General features: G+C 69.0%; 18 protein-coding genes. All 18 read right to left on the bottom strand.

Going from position 1 to position 18585, the window contains the following annotated elements; all coding sequences use genetic code 11:
* Positions 1 to 137: 137 nt before the first annotated feature.
* Complete coding sequence (gene rpsG / locus AC5RW2_RS37005; RefSeq protein WP_127511056.1) at positions 138 to 608, bottom strand: 30S ribosomal protein S7; 471 nt, start codon at positions 606 to 608, stop codon at positions 138 to 140.
* Entirely contained in the window at positions 608 to 982 is a 375-nt protein-coding gene (gene rpsL, locus AC5RW2_RS37000) for a 30S ribosomal protein S12 (protein WP_493979224.1), read from the bottom strand. The genes rpsG and rpsL overlap by 1 nt, the downstream gene beginning before the upstream one ends.
* 300 nt (positions 983 to 1282) lie before the next feature.
* The gene (locus AC5RW2_RS36995) at positions 1283 to 3337 is read right to left on the bottom strand and encodes an acyltransferase family protein (protein WP_494075119.1); all 2055 of its coding nucleotides are present in this window, start codon (positions 3335 to 3337) and stop codon (positions 1283 to 1285) included.
* Positions 3338 to 3417: 80 nt separating this feature from the next.
* On the bottom strand, positions 3418 to 4491 hold the full coding sequence (locus AC5RW2_RS36990; RefSeq protein WP_494075118.1) for an LPXTG cell wall anchor domain-containing protein: 1074 nt from the start codon (positions 4489 to 4491) through the stop codon (positions 3418 to 3420).
* A 174-nt stretch (positions 4492 to 4665) separates the two neighbouring features.
* Positions 4666 to 4863: a hypothetical protein gene (locus AC5RW2_RS36985; protein WP_494012724.1), complete on the bottom strand. Its 198-nt coding sequence runs from the start codon at positions 4861 to 4863 to the stop codon at positions 4666 to 4668.
* Position 4864: 1 nt separating this feature from the next.
* Positions 4865 to 5596, bottom strand: a complete 732-nt coding sequence (locus AC5RW2_RS36980; protein WP_494075117.1) for a class E sortase — start codon at positions 5594 to 5596, stop codon at positions 4865 to 4867.
* 67 nt (positions 5597 to 5663) lie between these two features.
* Positions 5664 to 6455: an IclR family transcriptional regulator domain-containing protein gene (locus tag AC5RW2_RS36975; RefSeq protein WP_494075116.1), complete on the bottom strand. Its 792-nt coding sequence runs from the start codon at positions 6453 to 6455 to the stop codon at positions 5664 to 5666.
* 8 nt (positions 6456 to 6463) lie between these two features.
* On the bottom strand, positions 6464 to 7108 hold the full coding sequence (locus tag AC5RW2_RS36970; protein WP_494000488.1) for a 3-oxoacid CoA-transferase subunit B: 645 nt from the start codon (positions 7106 to 7108) through the stop codon (positions 6464 to 6466).
* Positions 7105 to 7794, bottom strand: coding sequence for a 3-oxoacid CoA-transferase subunit A (locus tag AC5RW2_RS36965; protein WP_494022486.1), 690 nt, complete (start codon positions 7792 to 7794; stop codon positions 7105 to 7107). Before AC5RW2_RS36965 ends, AC5RW2_RS36970 begins: the two co-directional genes overlap by 4 nt.
* A 12-nt stretch (positions 7795 to 7806) precedes the next feature.
* Positions 7807 to 9018, bottom strand: a complete 1212-nt coding sequence (locus AC5RW2_RS36960; protein WP_494022485.1) for a thiolase family protein — start codon at positions 9016 to 9018, stop codon at positions 7807 to 7809.
* A gap of 197 nt (positions 9019 to 9215) precedes the next feature.
* Positions 9216 to 9644 (bottom strand): 4-carboxymuconolactone decarboxylase, encoded by a 429-nt coding sequence (gene pcaC, locus AC5RW2_RS36955; RefSeq protein WP_494075115.1) that lies wholly within the window; start codon positions 9642 to 9644, stop codon positions 9216 to 9218.
* A 44-nt stretch (positions 9645 to 9688) separates the two neighbouring features.
* Positions 9689 to 10483 carry an alpha/beta fold hydrolase gene (locus tag AC5RW2_RS36950; RefSeq protein WP_494049531.1) on the bottom strand — a complete coding sequence of 265 codons (795 nt, stop codon included), beginning with the start codon at positions 10481 to 10483 and terminating at the stop codon, positions 9689 to 9691.
* On the bottom strand, positions 10480 to 11916 hold the full coding sequence (locus AC5RW2_RS36945; RefSeq protein ID WP_494075114.1) for a lyase family protein: 1437 nt from the start codon (positions 11914 to 11916) through the stop codon (positions 10480 to 10482). Before AC5RW2_RS36945 ends, AC5RW2_RS36950 begins: the two co-directional genes overlap by 4 nt.
* 6 nt (positions 11917 to 11922) lie before the next feature.
* Positions 11923 to 12495, bottom strand: a complete 573-nt coding sequence (pcaG, locus tag AC5RW2_RS36940; RefSeq protein WP_494075113.1) for a protocatechuate 3,4-dioxygenase subunit alpha — start codon at positions 12493 to 12495, stop codon at positions 11923 to 11925.
* On the bottom strand, positions 12495 to 13340 hold the full coding sequence (pcaH, locus tag AC5RW2_RS36935; protein ID WP_494075112.1) for a protocatechuate 3,4-dioxygenase subunit beta: 846 nt from the start codon (positions 13338 to 13340) through the stop codon (positions 12495 to 12497). Before pcaH ends, pcaG begins: the two co-directional genes overlap by 1 nt.
* Before the next feature lie 71 nt (positions 13341 to 13411).
* Positions 13412 to 14599, bottom strand: coding sequence for a 4-hydroxybenzoate 3-monooxygenase (locus tag AC5RW2_RS36930; RefSeq protein WP_494075111.1), 1188 nt, complete (start codon positions 14597 to 14599; stop codon positions 13412 to 13414).
* A 117-nt stretch (positions 14600 to 14716) separates the two neighbouring features.
* Positions 14717 to 15469, bottom strand: coding sequence for an IclR family transcriptional regulator (locus AC5RW2_RS36925; protein WP_494075110.1), 753 nt, complete (start codon positions 15467 to 15469; stop codon positions 14717 to 14719).
* A gap of 105 nt (positions 15470 to 15574) precedes the next feature.
* A partial coding sequence (gene rpoC, locus AC5RW2_RS36920) for a DNA-directed RNA polymerase subunit beta' (protein WP_494075109.1) occupies positions 15575 to 18585 on the bottom strand: 3011 nt, incomplete at its 5' end.

Raw genomic sequence — 18585 nt, 5'->3', positions numbered from 1 at the left:
TGCCGGCATCGATGTGGGCCATGATGCCGATATTGCGGACCTTCGTGAGGTCGGTTAGCACGTCCAGTGCCACAATGTCTCCCTTTGTAGGTGAGGGATACGACGACGGCGGTTGGCGCCGTCGTCGTATCGACTCTTTACCAGCGGTAGTGGGCGAAGGCCTTGTTGGACTCGGCCATCTTGTGGGTGTCTTCGCGACGCTTCACAGCGGCACCGAGACCGTTTGACGCATCCAGAATCTCGTTCATGAGACGCTCGGTCATCGTCTTCTCGCGGCGGGCCTTCGAGTAGCCGACCAGCCAGCGCAGGGCCAGGGCCGTAGCACGGCCCGGCTTGACCTCGACCGGAACCTGGTAGGTGGCGCCGCCGACGCGGCGGGACCGGACCTCCAGGGTCGGGCGGACGTTGTCCATGGCCTTCTTGAGGGCGGCAACGGGATCGCCGCCGGACTTGGCCTTCACACCGTCGAGGGCACCGTACACGATGCGCTCCGCGGTGGACTTCTTGCCATCAACGAGAACCTTGTTGATCAGCTGGGTAACCAGCGGCGAGCCGTGTACCGGATCAACTACGAGCGGCCGCTTGGGGGCCGGACCCTTACGGGGCATTACTTCTTCTCCTTCTTCGCGCCGTAGCGGCTGCGGGCCTGCTGGCGGTTCTTGACACCCTGGGTGTCGAGGGCGCCGCGGACGATCTTGTAGCGGACACCGGGCAGGTCCTTCACACGGCCGCCGCGCACCAGCACGATGGAGTGTTCCTGCAGGTTGTGGCCCACACCGGGGATGTAGGCAGTCACTTCGATGCCGCCGGCGAGCTTGACGCGGGCTACCTTACGGAGCGCGGAGTTCGGCTTCTTCGGGGTGGTGGTGTAAACGCGGGTGCAAACGCCGCGCTTCATCGGGCTGCCCTTCAGGGCAGGCGCCTTGGTCTTATTGACCTTGGGTGAGCGGCCCTTGCGGACCAGCTGGTTAATCGTAGGCACTTTCGTGTTCTCCGTTTTTCTTGGGCTTTGCCCCGTCTGTCATGCAGGGCCAGGCACTGTCGGTCGTCTTCGCACCCGCTGCGGAATCGAAGCGACCGTAGGCGTGCAAAAGTGTGGCATTCTCCGCGCAAGAACCCCGCGAACCGGAAACAGGCCCCGTTCCGTTATCATCCGAAACGGCCTTCATCCACTGCCACACAAAAACAATCGAACATAAGTCTAGCAGAGTATGCGGGTCGCGCACGACGCGGTGGCCCGGCGGCTGCCCAACGGTTGCTGCACGGCGGGCCGGCCGCGGCGTCACGGCCGTTCCATCGCCAGCAGCAAGGCCGTTTCCAGCGGCCGGGCCAGCGTTTTCATGTAGGTGCCGGAGACGTGGTTGAGGTCCCGGTACACCAGGACGTTGCCGATCACCGCCGGGCAGGTCTCCCGGTCGCAGAAGTGCGCCGACAGGTCGATGACCCGCGCCCGCGGGGCCAGCATGGCCGCATCCTCGGTGAGGTCCTTCCCGTCGAGGCCGTCGCTGCGCGACTGGCCGCATTCGGCCGGGTCCTCGTAGTTCACCGCCACGCAGTCCCGGGCGACCGCGCCCTCACGCGGGCGGGGCGTGTCCTTGAGCGCGTACACGTCGATGCCGGCGTCGGCGAGTTCGTTCCAGTACTCGGCGAAGCCCGCCGCGCCGGGCCGCTGGCCGGTGCCCGAGTCCACGAAGGAGGACTCCGCGTAGTACGAGGTCAGGACCGCGTCCACGCCGCCGCGGGTCAGCCGTTCCATGGTCTGTTCGTTGGGCCCGCGGCAGACGGACTCCCCCTTGGCTTCCAGCTTGCGCTGCTCCGCGTTGAACGGGCAGGAATGATGGATGTACGTCAGCAGGCGCCACCCCCGCTCACTGGCGACAGGCTCCAAGGCCTTGAACCACTGGCCCGCGTGCGAGTCTCCCACCAGCGCCAGGGTGAAGTCCCCCTCCGGGTCCCCGTAGGTGCATTCCTTGGTTTCGGCCGCCATCGAGGTGACGGCGCAATCGCCGAGGCCGGACTGGTCGGCTCCGGCCCGGGCGGGATCCGGGACCACCAACGGGGTCTCGGTGGCGAAGGCGCGGTGACCGTCCTCCGTGATCGAGGCGACGCCGAAGCCGGGCGGCGGGGCGGCCAGCAGCGCGGACGTCGCCTCGGCCCGCTGGGCCAGGATGCGTTCCTGCTGGTTGGCCGGCACGAAGGCCAGCGTGCCGACCAGCGCGGTGGCCGCGGCGCCTGCGGCGAGCGGCCGCCAGGAGTTGGCGCTGAACCAGCCAAAGCGTCGCACCGGTGTCTCCACGAAGTAGTAGCTCAGGGCGGCCAGGCCAAAGGAACAGGCCAACAGCAGCGGGCTGGTGAGCGGCCCGGGTTCCCGATCCGCCAGGATGGTGAAAAACACGATCAGGGGCCAGTGCCAGAGGTAGAGCGAGTAGGAGACATTCCCCGTCCATTGGACAGGCCGCCAGTCCACCAGGCGGTGCAGGGACAGCGGCCCGCCGGTCCGTCCGGCAGCGATGACGGCCATGGTGCCCAGCACCGGGAGCAGGGCCGCCGCCCCGGGAAAAGGCGTGCTCGCGTTATAGAGGAACGCCGAGGCCGTGATGGCGGCCAGGCCCGCTGCCGCCAGCAGGCTGCGCAGGTACGGCCAGCGGCGCGTGTCCCGGTGCAGGGCGGCCAGCAGCCCGCCCAGCCCGAGTTCCCAGATCCTGGTGGGCGTGATGAAGTAGGCGGCCGGGCTGCCGCCGGCGGTGGCCCAGATGCCATAGGCCAGCGACGCCGCGACGACGGCGGCGAAGATCGCGGCTGCGATCCCCCGGCGACGCCGCCGCGTTCGGCGCGCCGCGAAGACGGCCAGCAGGACCAGCAGCGGCCACAGCAGGTAGAACTGTTCCTCGACGGCCAGGGACCAGAAGTGCTGGAGCGGCGTCGGCGTCTCGGTCGCGGCCAGGTAATCGACGGAGTCGGCGGCCAGGACCCAGTTTTGGACATAGAGGGTGGAGGCCAGGGCCTGGCCCCCGATGCGCTCCCACTGGCTCATGGGCAGCAGCGCCAGCGTGGCCGCCAGGACGACGGCAATGGTCAGCAGCGCCGCGGGCAGGATGCGCCGGATGCGGGCGGCCCAGAATGACCTCAGGGACAGCGTGCCGGTGGCCGCCGCCTCGCGGAGCATGTGGCCGGTGATCAGGAAGCCGGAGATGACGAAGAAGACGTCCACTCCGACGTAGCCGCCGGGCAGCCAGCGCGGCTCCAGGTGGTAGGCCACCACCAACAGCACCGCAAGGGCGCGCAGGGCTTGGATTTCGGGCAGGAATTTCCGCCGCGGCGTTGTCTCAGGATCCATCGCAGGACATTCAGCCATGCCAAGGTCAACGACAGTTGGCGGCGGGGTGAACGCCCGGGTGCAGGACCGGGCCGGCTACCTCAGGCTGTGCGGCGCCGCCACCAGAGGAGGGCCGAGCCGAGCATCAACAGGCCCGCTCCGCCCGAGGCGAGCCAGGCGGTGCCGGCGGCCCCGGTGTCTGCCAGCGCGCCGGCCGGGACGGCCGCCGGCAGCACGTTCGACGGCGCTGCCGGCTGGGGCTGCGAGGCCGGGATGATAACTGCCGCAGGTTCCTTGGCGGGTTGCTCCGGTCCGGGCTCATCGACAACCGGCCACTCGCCGAAGCCGCCCGGCCATTCACCAATTCCGTCCAACATCTCGTACATCCACAGGATGAGCTCCTCCCCCGCTGCAGGATCGGAGGCGCTCATTTCGCGGATCAGCGCGGCCAGGCCGTCCAGGTCGCCCGCCATGAGGTACTCCATGATGAGGTTCATCAGGTACGTCATGCCCTCGGACTCGAGCACGAGGTCCATGTTCTCTTCCATCCAGCGCATGACGGTTTCCTCGTCGCCGGCGGCGATGTCATCCGGGATGTTGAAGTCCCTGTGGGTCAGGGTACGTCCGCCCACCACAATCGGCTCGATCACGGGAGCGGGTTTTGCCGCCGGAGGAGCTGCGGGTGCGGGCGCAGCCTCCGTGGGGGGCTCCACGGCAGGGGCGGACGGATCGGCGGCGGGAGAAGTGGGTATGGTTTCCGGTGCCGGAGTTGAGTCCTCGGCCGGGACATCTTCAGCGGAGGCCGCCGCTGCGCCGCCGGCGGGGGATTCGCCCGCAGCCCCGTCGGTGCCGACGGCGCCGTCCGACGGCACGCCGTCGGTATCCGCGGGAGCCTCGACCAGCAGGGTGACCACGGCGTCAGCCATAACCTCTTCCGGCGCCGCCTGAACCGGCTCGGCAGCGGCAGCTTCTTCAACCGGCGCGCCCGCGGCGGCTTCCGACCCAACCGTCCCTACGGCAACCGCGTGCGGGCCGGGCTCGGGAGCGGTGTCACCGGGGATCGGGCCCGGCTGCCCGGCCGGATCCTGGCTGCCGGCGTGGGCGGGAACGCTGCCCAGGGCGAGAGCGGCGGCAACAGTGCCGGTGAGCAGCGCAGCGCGCAGTCGTGATGTCACGTGAAATGTCCTGTCCCCAACTCGGCTGTCCTGGCAGGGCGGAGATCGCGCCGATCCGATTGCTTCGGTGCCCTGCGTCGGCCGGCAATTACCGGCCCTTGCAGAAATATAAATGATGCAGGTCACATCCGCTAATCCGGCGCGCCTGCCGGGTCCGCGGCAACGCGGGTCGTCCTACCCTGACCGCTCCCCGGCCCCGCCGTCTGCCCGGCCCTGGCTGAGTGTTGCCTCGCCTTCCAGCAGCCCGAGGGAACTGATCCACGGGAAAACGAACTCCAGGAGCACCAGGACGACCGCCGCCAGCAGCATCAGCGACAGCAGGATCCGCACGGCGAACGGGCCGGGCAGGTTGCGGAAGATCCAGGCGTACACCTCAGGTTCCTGCCTGCGCGGCGACCAGGCCGGCGATGTCGGCAGGCGGTCCCGCCTCGGCGGGGCGCCATGATTCCAGCGCGGCGTACGCGATGTACCGCTCCCGGTCGCCGAACCGTGGATGACAGGTGGTCAGGGTCATCATCGCCCTGACAGGTTCGGCCCCTGGTTTTTCCGGCACCGGCAGCAGTACATCCGTCCGGTCCGGCGTCACAATGGTGTGCTCCTCGAAGACGTAGGTGAAGTACCCGTTGGCAGTGCGCACATGGATGCGGTCCCCGGGCCGGAGCGCGTCGATGTTGTCGAGGACCTTGCCGTAGGTCTGGCGATGGCCGGCCACCGCGAAGTTTCCGACCTCCCCCGGCATCGCCGTGCCGTCGTACATGCCCAGCCCCAGCGAATCGAGGATCTCGGGACCCACCCCCGCCGAGACCGGCACGGTGAAGTCATCGCCGAAGCGCGGGACGTAGACGATCCCGAAGGTCTCGCCGTCCCGGGGCTGCCCGCCCGGCTGCGGCGGCCCGAAGTCCTCGGCGGCGGCCCTCACGGCGGGGCCTTCGAATTGCCGGGACAGGGCGGTGACCGCGTCCTGCTGCGCCGCCCGGGCGTCCAGGTTGGTCCACCACAGCTGCCAGACGACGTAGAGGAGAACGATGGCTCCCAGGGTCACGAGCAGTTCGCCGGCCAGGCCGGAGGCGGTCCGGAGCGAAACCATGGTTTGACGTTTTCCCATGTACGCAATCCTCCCTGGGGAACTCGATTCCTGCCGGCGGCGGGGCCGGCGCGCCCGCCTTCGGGACCTACTGCTGGGCGCGCAGCGCGTCGGTGACCTTGGCGGCGACGGCCTGCAGCCTCGGCAGGGCTTCCGCGACGACGGCGTCCACGTCCCGGGTGCCGTCTGCCAGCGATGCCTGCATGGACATGTTCAAGGCGGCGGCCACGGAACCGTCCGGATGCAGGACCGGAACGGCCACCGAGCGCAGGCCGATCTCCAGTTCCTGGTCCACCAGGGCCCATCCCTGGCTCCGCACCTTGTCCAGCTCCGCCCGAAGCTTGTCCGGGTCGGAGATGGTCCGTGACGTCAACGGCTTCAGCTCGGCGGAGGCCAGATAGTCCTCCAGCCGGCCGGCGGGCAGGCCGGCGAGCAGCACGCGGCCCATGGACGTGGCGTAGGCGGGGAAACGCGTGCCCACCATGATGCCCACGGTCATGATCCGCCGGGTGTGGATGCGGGCGATGTAGACGATCTCATCGCCGTCGAGAATCGATGCGGAGGTGGATTCATGCAGCTCCGCGGAAAGCTCTTCCAGCAATGGCTGCACCAGCTGGGGCAGACTCTGCCCGGCGAGGTAGGAATACCCCAGCTGGAGCACCAGAGCGGTGAGTTCGAAGACGCGGCCGTCGGTGCGCACATAGCCCAGGTCGACGAGGGTGTGCAGGAACCTCCGCGCGGTGGCACGGGTCAGGCCGGTCCTCTTGGAGACCTCGCTGAGCGTCATGGTGACGTTGTCGGCGTCGAAGGCCCTGATCACGGTCAATCCGCGGGCCAGCGACTGGACGAACTGGTCGCCCGGCGTCTTGGTCTCGGTCATGGTTCCTTTTACTCGGTGGGCGGAAGCAGCTTGATGTCCATCTTGGACTGCAATTCCTCAAGCGTGGTTCCGAACGTCTCGCGCACACGCACGCCTTCCTCGGTAATCAGGAAGACCGCGTCATTAGTGTATACGCGGGTGACGCAGCCCACTCCCGTGAGCGGGTAGGTGCATTCGGGCACCAGCTTCGGCTTGCCGTCCTTGGTGAACAGGGACATCATCACGTAGACGTCCTTGGCCCCGGTGGCCAGGTCCATCGCGCCGCCGACGGCGGGAATGGCGTCGGGTGCGCCGGTGTGCCAGTTGGCCAGGTCGCCGGTGGCGGAGACCTGGAACGCGCCGAGCACGCAGACGTCCAGGTGGCCACCGCGCATCATGGCGAAGGAGTCGGCGTGGTGGAAGTAGGACGCGCCCGGCACCTCGGTGACCGGGACCTTGCCCGCGTTGATCAGGTCCTGGTCGATCTGGTCGCCCTGCGCCTCCGGGCCCATGCCCAGCATGCCGTTTTCGGTGTGCAGGGTGATGTCCTGCTCGGCGGTCAGGTAGTTGGAGACCGACGTCGGCTGGCCGATGCCGAGGTTGACGAAGGAACCGGGCTGGATGTCCCGGGCCACCAGCCTGGCCAGGTCTTCGCGGCTGAGTTTCTCGCTCACTGGTTTGCCTCTCCCTCTGCGGCCTGCGGCGCAATTTCGACGACGGTGTCCACGTAGATGCCCGGAGTCACGATGACCTCGGGATCCAGTTGGCCGGTCTCCACGATGCCGGAGACCTGCACGATGCTCTTCTTGGCGGCGGCGGCCATGATCGGTCCGAAGTTGCGGGCGGTCTTGCGGTAGACCAGGTTGCCCTTCCGGTCGGAGGTCAGCGCCTTGATCAGCGCGACGTCGCCGTGGATCGGCGTCTCGAGCACGTAGCCGCGGCCGTCGATCATCCGGGTTTCCTTGCCCTCGGCCAGCATGGTGCCGTAGCCGGTGGGCGTGAAGAAGGCGCCGATCCCGGCGCCGGCGGCGCGGATGCGTTCGGCCAGGTTGCCCTGCGGCACCAGTTCCAGTTCGATTTCGCCGGCGCGGTAGGCGGTGTCGAAGTGCCAGGAGTCGGACTGGCGCGGGAAGGAGCAGATGATCTTCTTGACCCTGCGCTCCTTGATCAGCAGCGCCAGGCCGGCGTCCGCCTGCCCGGCGTTGTTGTTCACCACGGTCAGGTCGGTGGCGCCGCAGTCCATCAGCGCGTCGATCAGCTCCATCGGCTGGCCGGCGTTGCCGAAGCCGCCGATCAGCACCGTGGCGCCGTCCTGGATGCCGGCCACGGCGTCCCGGGCAGTAGCAGCGAATGTAGGCACCCGCTTACCTCCTTAGTTCTTGGTTGAGTTGACGTTTTCCAGCACGACGGCGAGGCCCTGGCCCACGCCGATGCAGATGGCGGCCACGCCCCAGCGGTCGCCCGATTCCTGCAGCCGGCGGGCCAGCGTGCCGAGGATGCGGATGCCCGAGGCGCCCAGCGGGTGGCCGATGGCCACGGCCCCGCCCCAGGCGTTCACGATCGCCGGGTCGATGTCCCAGTTGTCGATGCACGCCAGCGACTGCGCCGCGAAGGCCTCGTTGAGCTCGACGGCGGCGACGTCGGACCAGCCGATACCGGCCCGCCGGACGGCCTGGTTGGCGGCCTCCACCGGCGCGAACCCGAAGTACTGCGGCTCCAGGGCGGAGGCGCCGCGGCCGGCGATCCGGGCGAGCGGCCCGGTTCCCAGCAGCCCGGCGGCGGCCTCGCTGCCCAGCCACGCCGCGGAGGCGCCGTCGTTCAGCGGCGAGGCGTTGCCGGCCGTGACCGTGCCGCCCTCGGGGCCCTCGCCCGCCGGCCGGAAGACGGTCTTCAGCCCGGCCAGGACGTCAACGGTGCTGGTGGGGCGGATGGACTCGTCGCGGATCAGGTCGGTGCCCGGAACCTTCACCACCATCGAGTCGTATTTGCCAGCGTTCCAGGCCTCGTCGGCGAGGCGGTGCGAGGCGGCGGCGAACTCGTCCTGCCGTTCGCGGCTGATGCCGTGGCGCTCGCGCAGTTGCTCGGTGGCCTCGCCCAGGGAGACGGTCCATTCCCGCGGCATCTTCTTGTTCACCAGGCGCCAGCCCAGGGTGGTGGACGCCAGGGTCATGTCGCCGGCCGGGTAGGGCTTCTCGGTCTTTGGCAGCACCCACGGCGCCCGGCTCATCGACTCGACGCCGCCGATCAGCACCAGGTCGCCTTCGCCGGCGTTGATCTGCCGGGAGGCGATGATGGCGGCGTCCAGGCTGGACCCGCACAGCCGGTTCACGGTGGTTCCCGGGATCGAGGTGGGCAGGCCGGCCAGCAGCGTGGCCATGCGCGCCACGTTCCGGTTCTCTTCCCCGGCGCCGTTGGCGTTGCCGAAGATCACCTCGTCGATGCGTTCCGGGTCCAGGCCCGGGGCGCGGGAAACTTCCGCCTTGACGACTTCGGCCGCCAGGTCGTCCGGGCGGACGCCGGCCAGCGCACCGCCGAACTTGCCGAAGGGGGTGCGGACGGCGTCATACAGATATGCCTGGTTCATTCGAGGCTCCTTCGCGGCGCACTTCCGGGGTGCGCCTTTGGGTTACAGCAAACGGCCCGGCCCGGCGCTCAGGCCGGACCGGACCGCTCCGTCGACACGGGGGTCCGCGCGGAACATACCGTTTCGGCGGGAACCGTCGCGGGCGCTTCCGTTCCTGCCGAAGTGTTCGCTACACGAACGCATGTACGTTATATGAACTATATCGAGCCCTTGTGATCCTCGTCAAGGCTGGCAAAGACGCCCTTGGCCACCTTGAACGCGACGTTGGCGTCCGGGACGCCGCAGTAGATGGCCGACTGCAGCACGACTTCCTTGATCTCGTCGCGGGTCATGCCGTTGGTCAGCGCCGCCTGGACATGCATGGCGAATTCCTCCCAGTGGCCCTTGGCGATCATGGCGGTGAGCGTGATGGCGCTGCGCGTGGTGCGCGGCAGCCCCTCCCGGGTCCAGATGGTCCCCCAGGCGTAGCGCGTGATCAGTTCCTGGAAGTCCTGGGTGAACTCATCGATCGAGCTGTTCGCGCGGTCCACGTGGGCATCGCCGAGCACCTGCCGGCGCACGGCCATGCCCTCGTCGTACACTTCCTGCTGGGTCTGGGCAGGATCGAAGGTGCGGTTATCGCTCACGGCGTGTACTCCTTGGTTGTTCAGTCATCGGTCCGGCTGCGGTTTCAGGCGGCCAGGAAGAAATCGCGCAGCAGCGCGGCGGTTTCCGCGGGTGCCTCGGCGGGCGCCTGGTGGGCCACGCCGTCGACGACGGCGGAGCTGCCCTTTTGCACGCCGGCGGCCACTGCTTCGGCGAACCCGGGCGGGCACACCTGGTCGAGCGCCCCGGCGACGGCAATCACCGGAGTGGTGATGTCGCCGAGCCGCTCGCGGACGTCGAAGCCGGCCAGGGCCTCGCATGCGTGGGCGTAGGCGAAGCGGTCCGCGTTCTGCAGGGTGTGCAGCAGCCGGGTGGCGCGCTCGGGGTGCTTCTCGATGAAGCCCGGGGCGAACCAGCGCTGCGCCGAGCCGGTGACCATCGTGGGCGTTCCCGCCTGGCGCACGGTGTCCGCGCGTTCCAGCCACGCGGCCGCTTCGCCGATCTTGGCGGCGGAGCAGACCACGCCCAGGCCGGCGAAGCGGTCCGGGTGGTCCAGGCCCAGCTGCAGGGCCAGTTCACCGGCCATCGAGACGCCGGCAAAGTACACCTTGGTGCCGGGGTCGATGTCGCCGGCTTCGCGCAGCTTGTCCAGCATCGCCACGACCGCCTGGCCGAGTTCGGCCATGGTGTACGGTCCGGTCGAGGCCGGGCTGGCCCCGTGGCCGGGCAGGTCCACGCCCACCACCTGGAAGTCCTGCAGGTGCTCCACGGCGTCGGCCCAGAGCGCCTTGGCGCCGGTCCCCAGTCCGGCGCCGGCCAGCAGCACCGGCCTGCCTTTGCCCTCGGACAGGAGGGTGGGGGTGATGTCGGGAACGGTCACGAATGGCTCCATTCTGCGTAGTGGGACGTGATCCGGTCGATCAGGCCGCTGCTTTGGCCGGTATACCCGGCCGGGTCCAGCAGTTCGGCCAGCGCCGTGTCGGAGAGGACGTCGCCGGGCACGGCTTCGCGCAGCAGCTGCGACAGGCTGCCCTGGCCGGCGAGCGACTGGTTGACCAGGCTCTGGACCTTCGCCTTGCCGGCGCCGGGGGTTCCGCCGTCCAGCATCGGCGCCACCGTGGCCATGACGCGTTCGCTGACCACCAGCTCGCCGGTGATCTGCAGGTTCCGGCGCATCTTCTCCGGGCGGACCACCAGGCCCTCGGAGAGTTCGGCCAGCTTGGCGGCTGCGCCGCCGGCGAGCCGGAGCAACTGGCGCAGCGCCTGCCACTCCACGTGCCAGGAGCCGTCCGGCCGCTCGTCGACCGCCCCGGCCGCGGCGGCCTGGACCTGGGCCAGGTGCCCGGGGGCGGCGAGGGCGGCGCTGCGGATCAGCACGGACAGCACCGGATTCTGCTTCTGCGGCATGGCCGAGGAGCCGCCGCGGCCGTCGGCGGCGGGTTCGGAGACCTCGCCCACTTCGGGCCGGCTCAGCAGCAGCACGTCGTTGGCGACCTTGCCGGCGGCCGCCAGCACGTCGGCCAGCGCGGCGGCCAGCGCGGTGACCGGCAGCCGGTTGGTCTGCCACGGTGCCAGCGGATCGGCGAGCCCCAGCCGCCCGGCGAGGCGGGCCGCCAAGGCCAGCGCACCGCCGTCGTCGTCCTGCCCGGTGCCCTCCGCCGCCGGGCGGGCGGGCAGGTCGGCCAGGTCGGTGAGCGCCGCCATGGTGCCGGCCGCGCCGCCCCACTGCAGCGGCAGTCCGCCGGCCACCCGCTCCAGCCGGACGCCGGCCTGGGCGACGCCGGAGAGCCAGTTGGCCGCCTTGAGCCCGAACGTCGACGGCAGCGAATGCTGGGTCAGGGTGCGGGCCACCGTGACGGTGGAGCGGTGTTCGTCCGCCAACCGGCCCAGGGCCGCGGCGGCGGACTTGAGGTCGGTGACGATCCCGGCCAGCGCGCGGCGGGCCATCAGCATCAGGGCGCTGTCCAGGATGTCCTGGCTGGTGGCGCCCCGGTGGATCGCCGGGACGGCGGCCGGGTCGTGCTTCCTGATCTCCGCCCGCAGGTCGGCCAGCAGCGGGATGACCGGGTTGCCGCCGCCCTGGGCCCGCTCGGCCAGCCCCGCGGCGTCGTAGAGGTCGGCGCGCGAGGCCCGCTCGACGGCCGGGAGGGCCTCGGCGGCCACCCGGCCGGCGTCGGCCAGCACGCGGGTCCATTCGAGCTCCACGTCGAGCATGGCTTGGATGAATTGGTAGTCGCTGGTTAAACGGGACGCTGCTGTCCCGGCCGAGGCCGGAGACAGCAGCCCGAAATCAGCGTGGTCCGCCGGATTCATACAGGCCTAAATCCCCGGGTAGGTCAGGAAGACGGTCTCGCCGTCACCCTGCAGCCGGATGTCGAAGCGGAGGTCGCCGTTCGGTTCGCGCTCTGCGATCAGCGTGTTCCGCCGCTCTTCCGGCAGCGAGGACAGCAGCGGGTCGTTCGCCAGCGCCTCGGTTTCCTCCGGCAGGTAGATCCGGGTGAACAGCCGGTTCAGCAGGCCGCGGGCAAAGACCACCAGGGAGATGAACGGGGCCTTGCCCGGCTCGGTGGCACCCGGGTTGACCGTGGTGAAGGTGTAGTGGCCCACGTTGTCCACGGCCACGCGGCCGAAGCCGGTGAAGGTGTGGTTGTCGCGGACCAGGGAACCGGTTTCGCGGGAGATCTTGCCGTGCTCGTCGGCCTGCCAGATCTCCAGCATGGAGTCGGGGATCACGGTGCCGTTGCCGTCGTAGACCACGCCGTGCAGCCGGATGGCGCCGGGGTGCGCGCGGTGGACCAGCTGGCTGTCCTTCTCGTAGGGCAGCGCGAAGCCGTAGAACGGGCCGATGGTCTGGCCCGGGGTGGGCACCAGTTTGGTGGTGGACTCGCTCATCAGTGCTCCTCGCCTTCTTCCATCCAGGTGCGGTTGCTGCCGGAAAGGACGATGTCCCAGCGGTAGCCGGTGTTCCACTCGTGGCTGGTGACCGAGTGGTCGTAGGTGGCGACCAGGCGGTCGCGGGCCGCCGGGTCGGTGATCGACTGGTAGATCGGATCCAGCGGGAACAGCGGGTCGCCCGGGAAGTACATCTGGGTGATCATGCGCTGGGTGAAGTCGGTGCCGAACAGCGAGAAGTGGATGTGTGCCGGGCGCCAGGCGTTGTGGTGGTTCTTCCACGGGTAGGGGGCCGGCTTGATGGTGGTGAACTTGTACTCGCCGTTGGGCCCGGTGATGCAGCGGCCCACGCCGGTGAAGTTCGGGTCGATCGGGGCCGGGTGCTGGTCGCGCTTGTGCACGTAGCGGCCGGCGGCGTTGGCCTGCCAGACCTCCACCAGCTGGTTGCGCACCGGGCGTCCGTCGCCGTCCAGGACACGGCCCTGCACGATGATCCGCTCGCCGATCGGCTCGCCGTTGTGCTGGATGGTCAGGTCCGACTCCAGGGCGTGCACGTCACGCTCGCCGAAGGCCGGGCTCCACAGCTCGATGGTCTCCGGGTCCGCGTGGTGCAGGTCCTTGGTGGGGTGGCGCAGCAGCGAGGAGCGGTACGGCGCAAAGTCGATGCGCGGCTGCGTCTCTCCGGCGCCGCCGGCCTCCACGCTCTTGCGGTACGCCTCGTGGCTGTCGGCAATTTCCTGGCTGATCTTCTCCTGCGAATCCGCGGTGGCGGCAGGGTCCAGCAGGTGGCTGTCGTCAAACGTCTCGTCCTCGAAAGCCTCGTCCGGAGCTTGTGCGTCGCTCATCGGGACTCCTTTCCGTTGTGGCTGTGGATGGTTTAAGGGTTTGCGCGCCCGGCGTGGTGCGGGCGCAGCGGTCACTTGTGCGGCCAGCCCGTGTAGGACTCGGCCAGGTACTGCTGCCCGAAGCGGGAACCGGTCACGGTGGCCAGTTCGCCGAGGGCACGCTTGGTCTCGAAGGGAGAGGCATCGGTGCGGGTGTGCAGCATGCTGGTCATCCAGTAGGAGAAGTTCTGCGCCTTCCAAACCCGCTGCAGCGCCAGGTCGGAGTAGCCCTCCAGCAGTGCGTCGCTGCCGGTGGAGTAGAACGAGTCGATGGCCTCGAAGAGCACCTTGACGTCCGCGAAGGCCAGGTTCAGGCCCTTGGCGCCGGTGGGCGGCACCGTGTGTCCGGCGTCGCCGGCCAGGAACATGCGCCCGTGGGACAGCGGTTCCCGCACGAAGGAGCGGAAGGCCAGCACGGTCTTGTCGAAGATCGGTCCCTGCTTCAACTGGAAGCCGTCGGGCCCGTCGACCCGCTTCTGCAGTTCCGCCCAGATCCGGTCGTCGCTCCAGTCGTCCACGTTCTCGGCCGGATCGCACTGGAAGTACATGCGCTGGACGGTCTCGCTGCGCTGGGAGATCAGCGCGAAGCCGTGCGGCGAGTTCGCGTAGATCAGTTCCGGGGCGCTCTTCGGGGCCTCGGTCAGGATGCCGAACCAGGCGAACGGATACTCGATCTTGTAGTCCTGCTCCCCCTTCACCGCGCGGCGGCAGAAGCTGCGGGAGCCGTCGGCACCCACCAGGATGTCGCAGTGCACCTCGAAGGCGGCGCCGTCCTTGTCCGTGAACCTGAACTTGGGCGTGGTGGTCTCCAGGTCCAGCACCTCGGTGACCTCGGCCTCGAAGCGCACGTCGCCGCCGTCGCGCCTGCGGGCGGCGGCCAGGTCCAGGAACACCTCGTTCTGGGCGTACAGGGTCACGGTGGCGTCCACGAGGTCCTTGAAGTCCAGCGGATGCGACTCTCCGTTGAAGCGCAGATCGATGCCGGCGTGCTCGTCGCCCTCGGTCAGCACCCGGCCGTCGACGCCGGTGTCGGTGAGCATCTCGACCGAGCCCGCCTCCAGGATGCCGGCCCGGTGGGTGTTGTGGATGGTGTCGTGGTCACGGGATTCCACCACGAGGTTGTCGATGTCGTGCCGGGCCAGCAGGTGGCTGAGCATCAGGCCGGCCGGTCCCCCGCCGACGATTCCTACCTTAATTTTGATGATCTGCGGTTGCGCCATGGGTAAGTCTCCTGGGTCGAAGAGGAAGCCGTCTCTTCACCAGTGTGAGCCCGGCGACACGGATTCCGCCCCGGCGTTCTTATTGAATGAGAATTACGACGGCGGTGGCCGCCGCGGTCACAGCGCGACGCCCATGGCCCGGGAGATGCCGCGCGCCGCCGTCATCAGCGCCGGGACCACGGCGTGGAAGTTCTCGAAGCCCAGCGGCACCACCACGCCGAGGGCGGCCAGCGGCCGGCCGGCCGGGCCGAGCACGGGGACGGCGATGCCGGTGGTGTCCACGTCGATCCGCCCGTCGAACGCGGCGTAGCCCCGCTTGCGGATGTCGGCCAGGTGCCGGCGCAGGTCGAAGGACACCGGGTCGGCCGACGTGACGGCCTCCGGATGCCGGGTCAGGTAGGACTCCTGGACATGGTTGGGCGAATAGGCCAGCAGCACCATGCCCATCGAGGTCCGGTGCACCGGCATGGTGCCGGCGATCTGGGCCTGATTCACCACGGAGCCGCGGCTGGAGAGCCGCTCGATCACCAGGACTTCGTCCTCGCGCAGCACCGCCAGCTGGGTGTGCTGGCGCACCACGGACTGGATGTCCTCCATGAACGGCATGGCGGCCTGCCGCAGGTCCACGGCCGGCGAGCTCCGGTTGGCCAGCTCCCACAGCCGCAGCCCGAGCCGGATCTCGCCGGGGCCCTCCTTCGTCAGCAGCCCGTGGCGGGACAGCGCCTCCACCAGCCGGTAGGTCGTTGCCAGCGGCACCTCCGCCCGGCGGGAGAGCGTGGCGACGTTCATCGCCGGCTTGTCCGGCTCGAACGCAGACAGGATGCGCACCAGCCGGTCCAGCATCGAGTCACCGGACGGGGAATTGGCCATGTACCCAGAATCTCATGGCCGCCACGGCCGCCGGGGTCATTAAACGCGGAAACCGCCCCCCGCTGCCCCGGTATCGGGGAGCAGGAGGCGGTTCCATACTGGCGGCTAGCGGTAGTCGCTGCCCAGGTCGTAGTCATCCAACGGGATGGCGTGGAACTCGGGCGTCAGCGAACCGTCGGCGCCGGCGTAGTCGAAGTCGCCGAAGGCGCTCGGGCCGGTAAACAGGTTGGCCTTCGCTTCCTCCGTCGGCTCCACCGACACCTGGGTGTACCGGTCCAGGCCGGTGCCGGCCGGGATCAGCTTACCGATGATGACGTTCTCCTTCAGGCCCAGCAGCGGGTCGGACTTGCCCTCCATCGCCGCCTGCGTCAGGACGCGGGTGGTCTCCTGGAAGGACGCGGCCGACAGCCACGACTCGGTGGCGAGCGAGGCCTTGGTGATGCCCATCAGCTCGTCACGGCCGTTGGCCGGCTGCTTGCCCTCGGAGACGGCCTTGCGGTTCTCCGCCTGGAAGCGGCTCCGCTCGGCCAGCTCGCCCGGCAGCAGGTCGGTCTCGCCGGACTCGATCACGGTGATGCGGCGCAGCATCTGGCGGACGATGACTTCCACGTGCTTGTCGTGGATGCCGACGCCCTGGCTGCGGTACACGCTCTGGACCTCGTCCACCAGGAACTTCTGCGCCTGGCGCGGGCCGAGGATACGCAGCACCTGCTTCGGGTCCTTGGCACCGGTGACCAGCTGCTGGCCGACGTCCACGTGCTGGCCGTCTTCGACCAGCAGGCGTGCACGGCGCAGCACCGGGTAGGCGATCTCTTCCGAGCCGTCATCGGGGGTGACGATGACGCGCATCTGGCGCTCGCCGTCCTCGATGGACACGCGTCCGGCCACTTCGGCCATCGGCGCGACACCCTTGGGGGTACGGGCTTCGAAGAGCTCCTGGATACGGGGCAGACCCTGGGTGATGTCTTCCGCGGAGGCTACGCCACCGGTGTGGAAGGTACGCATGGTCAGCTGGGTACCGGGCTCGCCGATCGACTGGGCGGCGATGATGCCGACCGCCTCGCCGATGTCCACGGTCTTGCCGGTGGCCAGCGAGCGGCCGTAGCAGAGCGCGCAGGTACCGACGGCGGACTCACAGGTGAGCACGGAGCGCACCTTGATCTCGGTGATGCCGGCGTCGATCAGTTCCTGGATCAGCACATCGCCGACGTCGGCGCCTGCCGTGGCCACCACGGTGCCCTCGGAGTTCACCACATCGGTGGCCAGCGTGCGTGCGTAAGCGGAGTTCTCCACCTCTTCGTGCCGGCGCAGTTCACCGTTGTGGTCGGCTTCGGCGATGACCGTGTTCAGGCCGCGCTCGGTGCCGCAGTCCATTTCGCGCACGATCACGTCCTGCGAGACGTCCACCAGGCGGCGGGTCAGGTAACCCGAGTTGGCGGTACGCAGCGCGGTGTCGGCCAGGCCCTTGCGGGCACCGTGCGTGGCGATGAAGTATTCCAGCACCGACAGGCCCTCGCGGTAGGAGGACTTGATCGGGCGCGGGATGATCTCGCCCTTCGGGTTGGCCACCAGACCACGGATACCGGCGATCTGGCGGACCTGCAGCCAGTTGCCACGGGCACCGGAGGACACCATGCGGTTGATGGTGTTCTCCTTGGTCAGGTTCTTCCGCATCGCGTCGGCAACCTCGTTGGTCGCCTTGTTCCAGATGTCGATCAGTTCCTGGCGCCGCTCGTCGTCGGCGATCAGGCCCTTGTTGTACTGGGACTCGACGCGGGCGGCCTGGGTCTCGTAGCCCTCCATGATGGCGGCCTTTTCGGCCGGGGCCGCGATGTCGGAGATCGCCACGGTCACGCCGGAACGGGTCGCCCAGTAGAACCCGGCGTCCTTGAGGTTGTCCAGCGTCGCCGCGGTGACGACCTTCGGGTAGCGCTCGGCCAGATCGTTCACGATCGCCGAGAGCTGGCCCTTGTCCGCCACGTTCGCCACCCAGGGGTAGTCATCGGGCAGCGTGTCGTTGAAGATGACCTGGCCGAGCGAGGTTTCGATCAGCGCTTCCTGGCCCTCTTCCCAGCCCTCCGGTGCCGGCTGGTCCGCGCTGGGCACGAAGCCGGGCACGCGGATCTTGACGACGGAGTTCAGGTGCAGCTCGCCGGCGTCGTGGGCCATGATGGCCTCCGCCGGGCTGGCGAAGACACGGCCTTCGCCGGTTCCGCCTTCGCGCTTGGTGGTCAGGTGGTGCAGGCCGATGATCATGTCCTGGGAGGGCAGGGTCACCGGACGGCCGTCCGACGGCTTCAGGATGTTGTTCGAGGAGAGCATCAGGATGCGCGCCTCGGCCTGGGCCTCGGGGCTCAGCGGCAGGTGCACGGCCATCTGGTCGCCGTCGAAGTCGGCGTTGAACGCGGCGCACACCAGCGGGTGCAGCTGCAGCGCCTTGCCTTCGACCAGCTGCGGCTCGAACGCCTGGATGCCCAGCCGGTGCAGGGTAGGTGCACGGTTGAGCAGCACCGGGTGTTCGGTGATGATCTCTTCGAGCACGTCCCACACCTGCGGGCGGAAGCGCTCCACCATCCGCTTGGCGCTCTTGATGTTCTGCGCGTGGTTCAGGTCCACCAGCCGCTTCATGACGAACGGCTTGAACAGCTCCAGCGCCATCTGCTTGGGCAGGCCGCACTGGTGCAGCTTCAGCTGCGGGCCGACCACGATCACGGAACGGCCGGAGTAGTCGACGCGCTTGCCCAGCAGGTTCTGCCGGAAGCGGCCCTGCTTGCCCTTGAGCATATCGGACAGCGACTTCAGCGGACGGTTGCCCGGCCCGGTGACCGGACGGCCGCGGCGGCCGTTGTCGAACAGCGAGTCCACGGCTTCCTGCAGCATCCGCTTTTCGTTGTTGACGATGATTTCCGGCGCGCCCAGGTCCAGCAGGCGCTTCAGGCGGTTGTTGCGGTTGATCACGCGGCGGTACAGGTCGTTCAGGTCGGAGGTCGCAAAGCGGCCGCCGTCCAGCTGCACCATTGGGCGAAGCTCCGGCGGGATCACCGGAACGGCGTCCAGCACCATGCCCAGCGGCGAGTTGGTGGTGGTCAGGAAAGCGTTGACCACCTTCAACCGCT

The sequence above is a fragment of the Arthrobacter sp. B0316-1-20 genome, assembly GCF_059091865.1.
This window is presented reverse-complemented; position numbering and strand designations above follow the sequence as displayed.

What these genes read in the sequence shown, in the direction of transcription:
- AC5RW2_RS36995 (WP_494075119.1), bottom strand. Translation starts at nt 3,337, where the DNA reads ATGGATCCTGAGACAACGCCGCGGCGGAAATTCCTGCCCGAAATCCAA.
- rpsG (WP_127511056.1), bottom strand. Translation starts at nt 608, where the DNA reads ATGCCCCGTAAGGGTCCGGCCCCCAAGCGGCCGCTCGTAGTTGATCCG.
- AC5RW2_RS36930 (WP_494075111.1), bottom strand. Translation starts at nt 14,599, where the DNA reads ATGGCGCAACCGCAGATCATCAAAATTAAGGTAGGAATCGTCGGCGGG.
- AC5RW2_RS36960 (WP_494022485.1), bottom strand. Translation starts at nt 9,018, where the DNA reads ATGAACCAGGCATATCTGTATGACGCCGTCCGCACCCCCTTCGGCAAG.
- AC5RW2_RS36925 (WP_494075110.1), bottom strand. Translation starts at nt 15,469, where the DNA reads ATGGCCAATTCCCCGTCCGGTGACTCGATGCTGGACCGGCTGGTGCGC.
- pcaH (WP_494075112.1), bottom strand. Translation starts at nt 13,340, where the DNA reads ATGAGCGACGCACAAGCTCCGGACGAGGCTTTCGAGGACGAGACGTTT.
- AC5RW2_RS36975 (WP_494075116.1), bottom strand. Translation starts at nt 6,455, where the DNA reads ATGACCGAGACCAAGACGCCGGGCGACCAGTTCGTCCAGTCGCTGGCC.
- AC5RW2_RS36945 (WP_494075114.1), bottom strand. Translation starts at nt 11,916, where the DNA reads ATGAATCCGGCGGACCACGCTGATTTCGGGCTGCTGTCTCCGGCCTCG.
- pcaG (WP_494075113.1), bottom strand. Translation starts at nt 12,495, where the DNA reads ATGAGCGAGTCCACCACCAAACTGGTGCCCACCCCGGGCCAGACCATC.
- AC5RW2_RS36980 (WP_494075117.1), bottom strand. Translation starts at nt 5,596, where the DNA reads ATGGGAAAACGTCAAACCATGGTTTCGCTCCGGACCGCCTCCGGCCTG.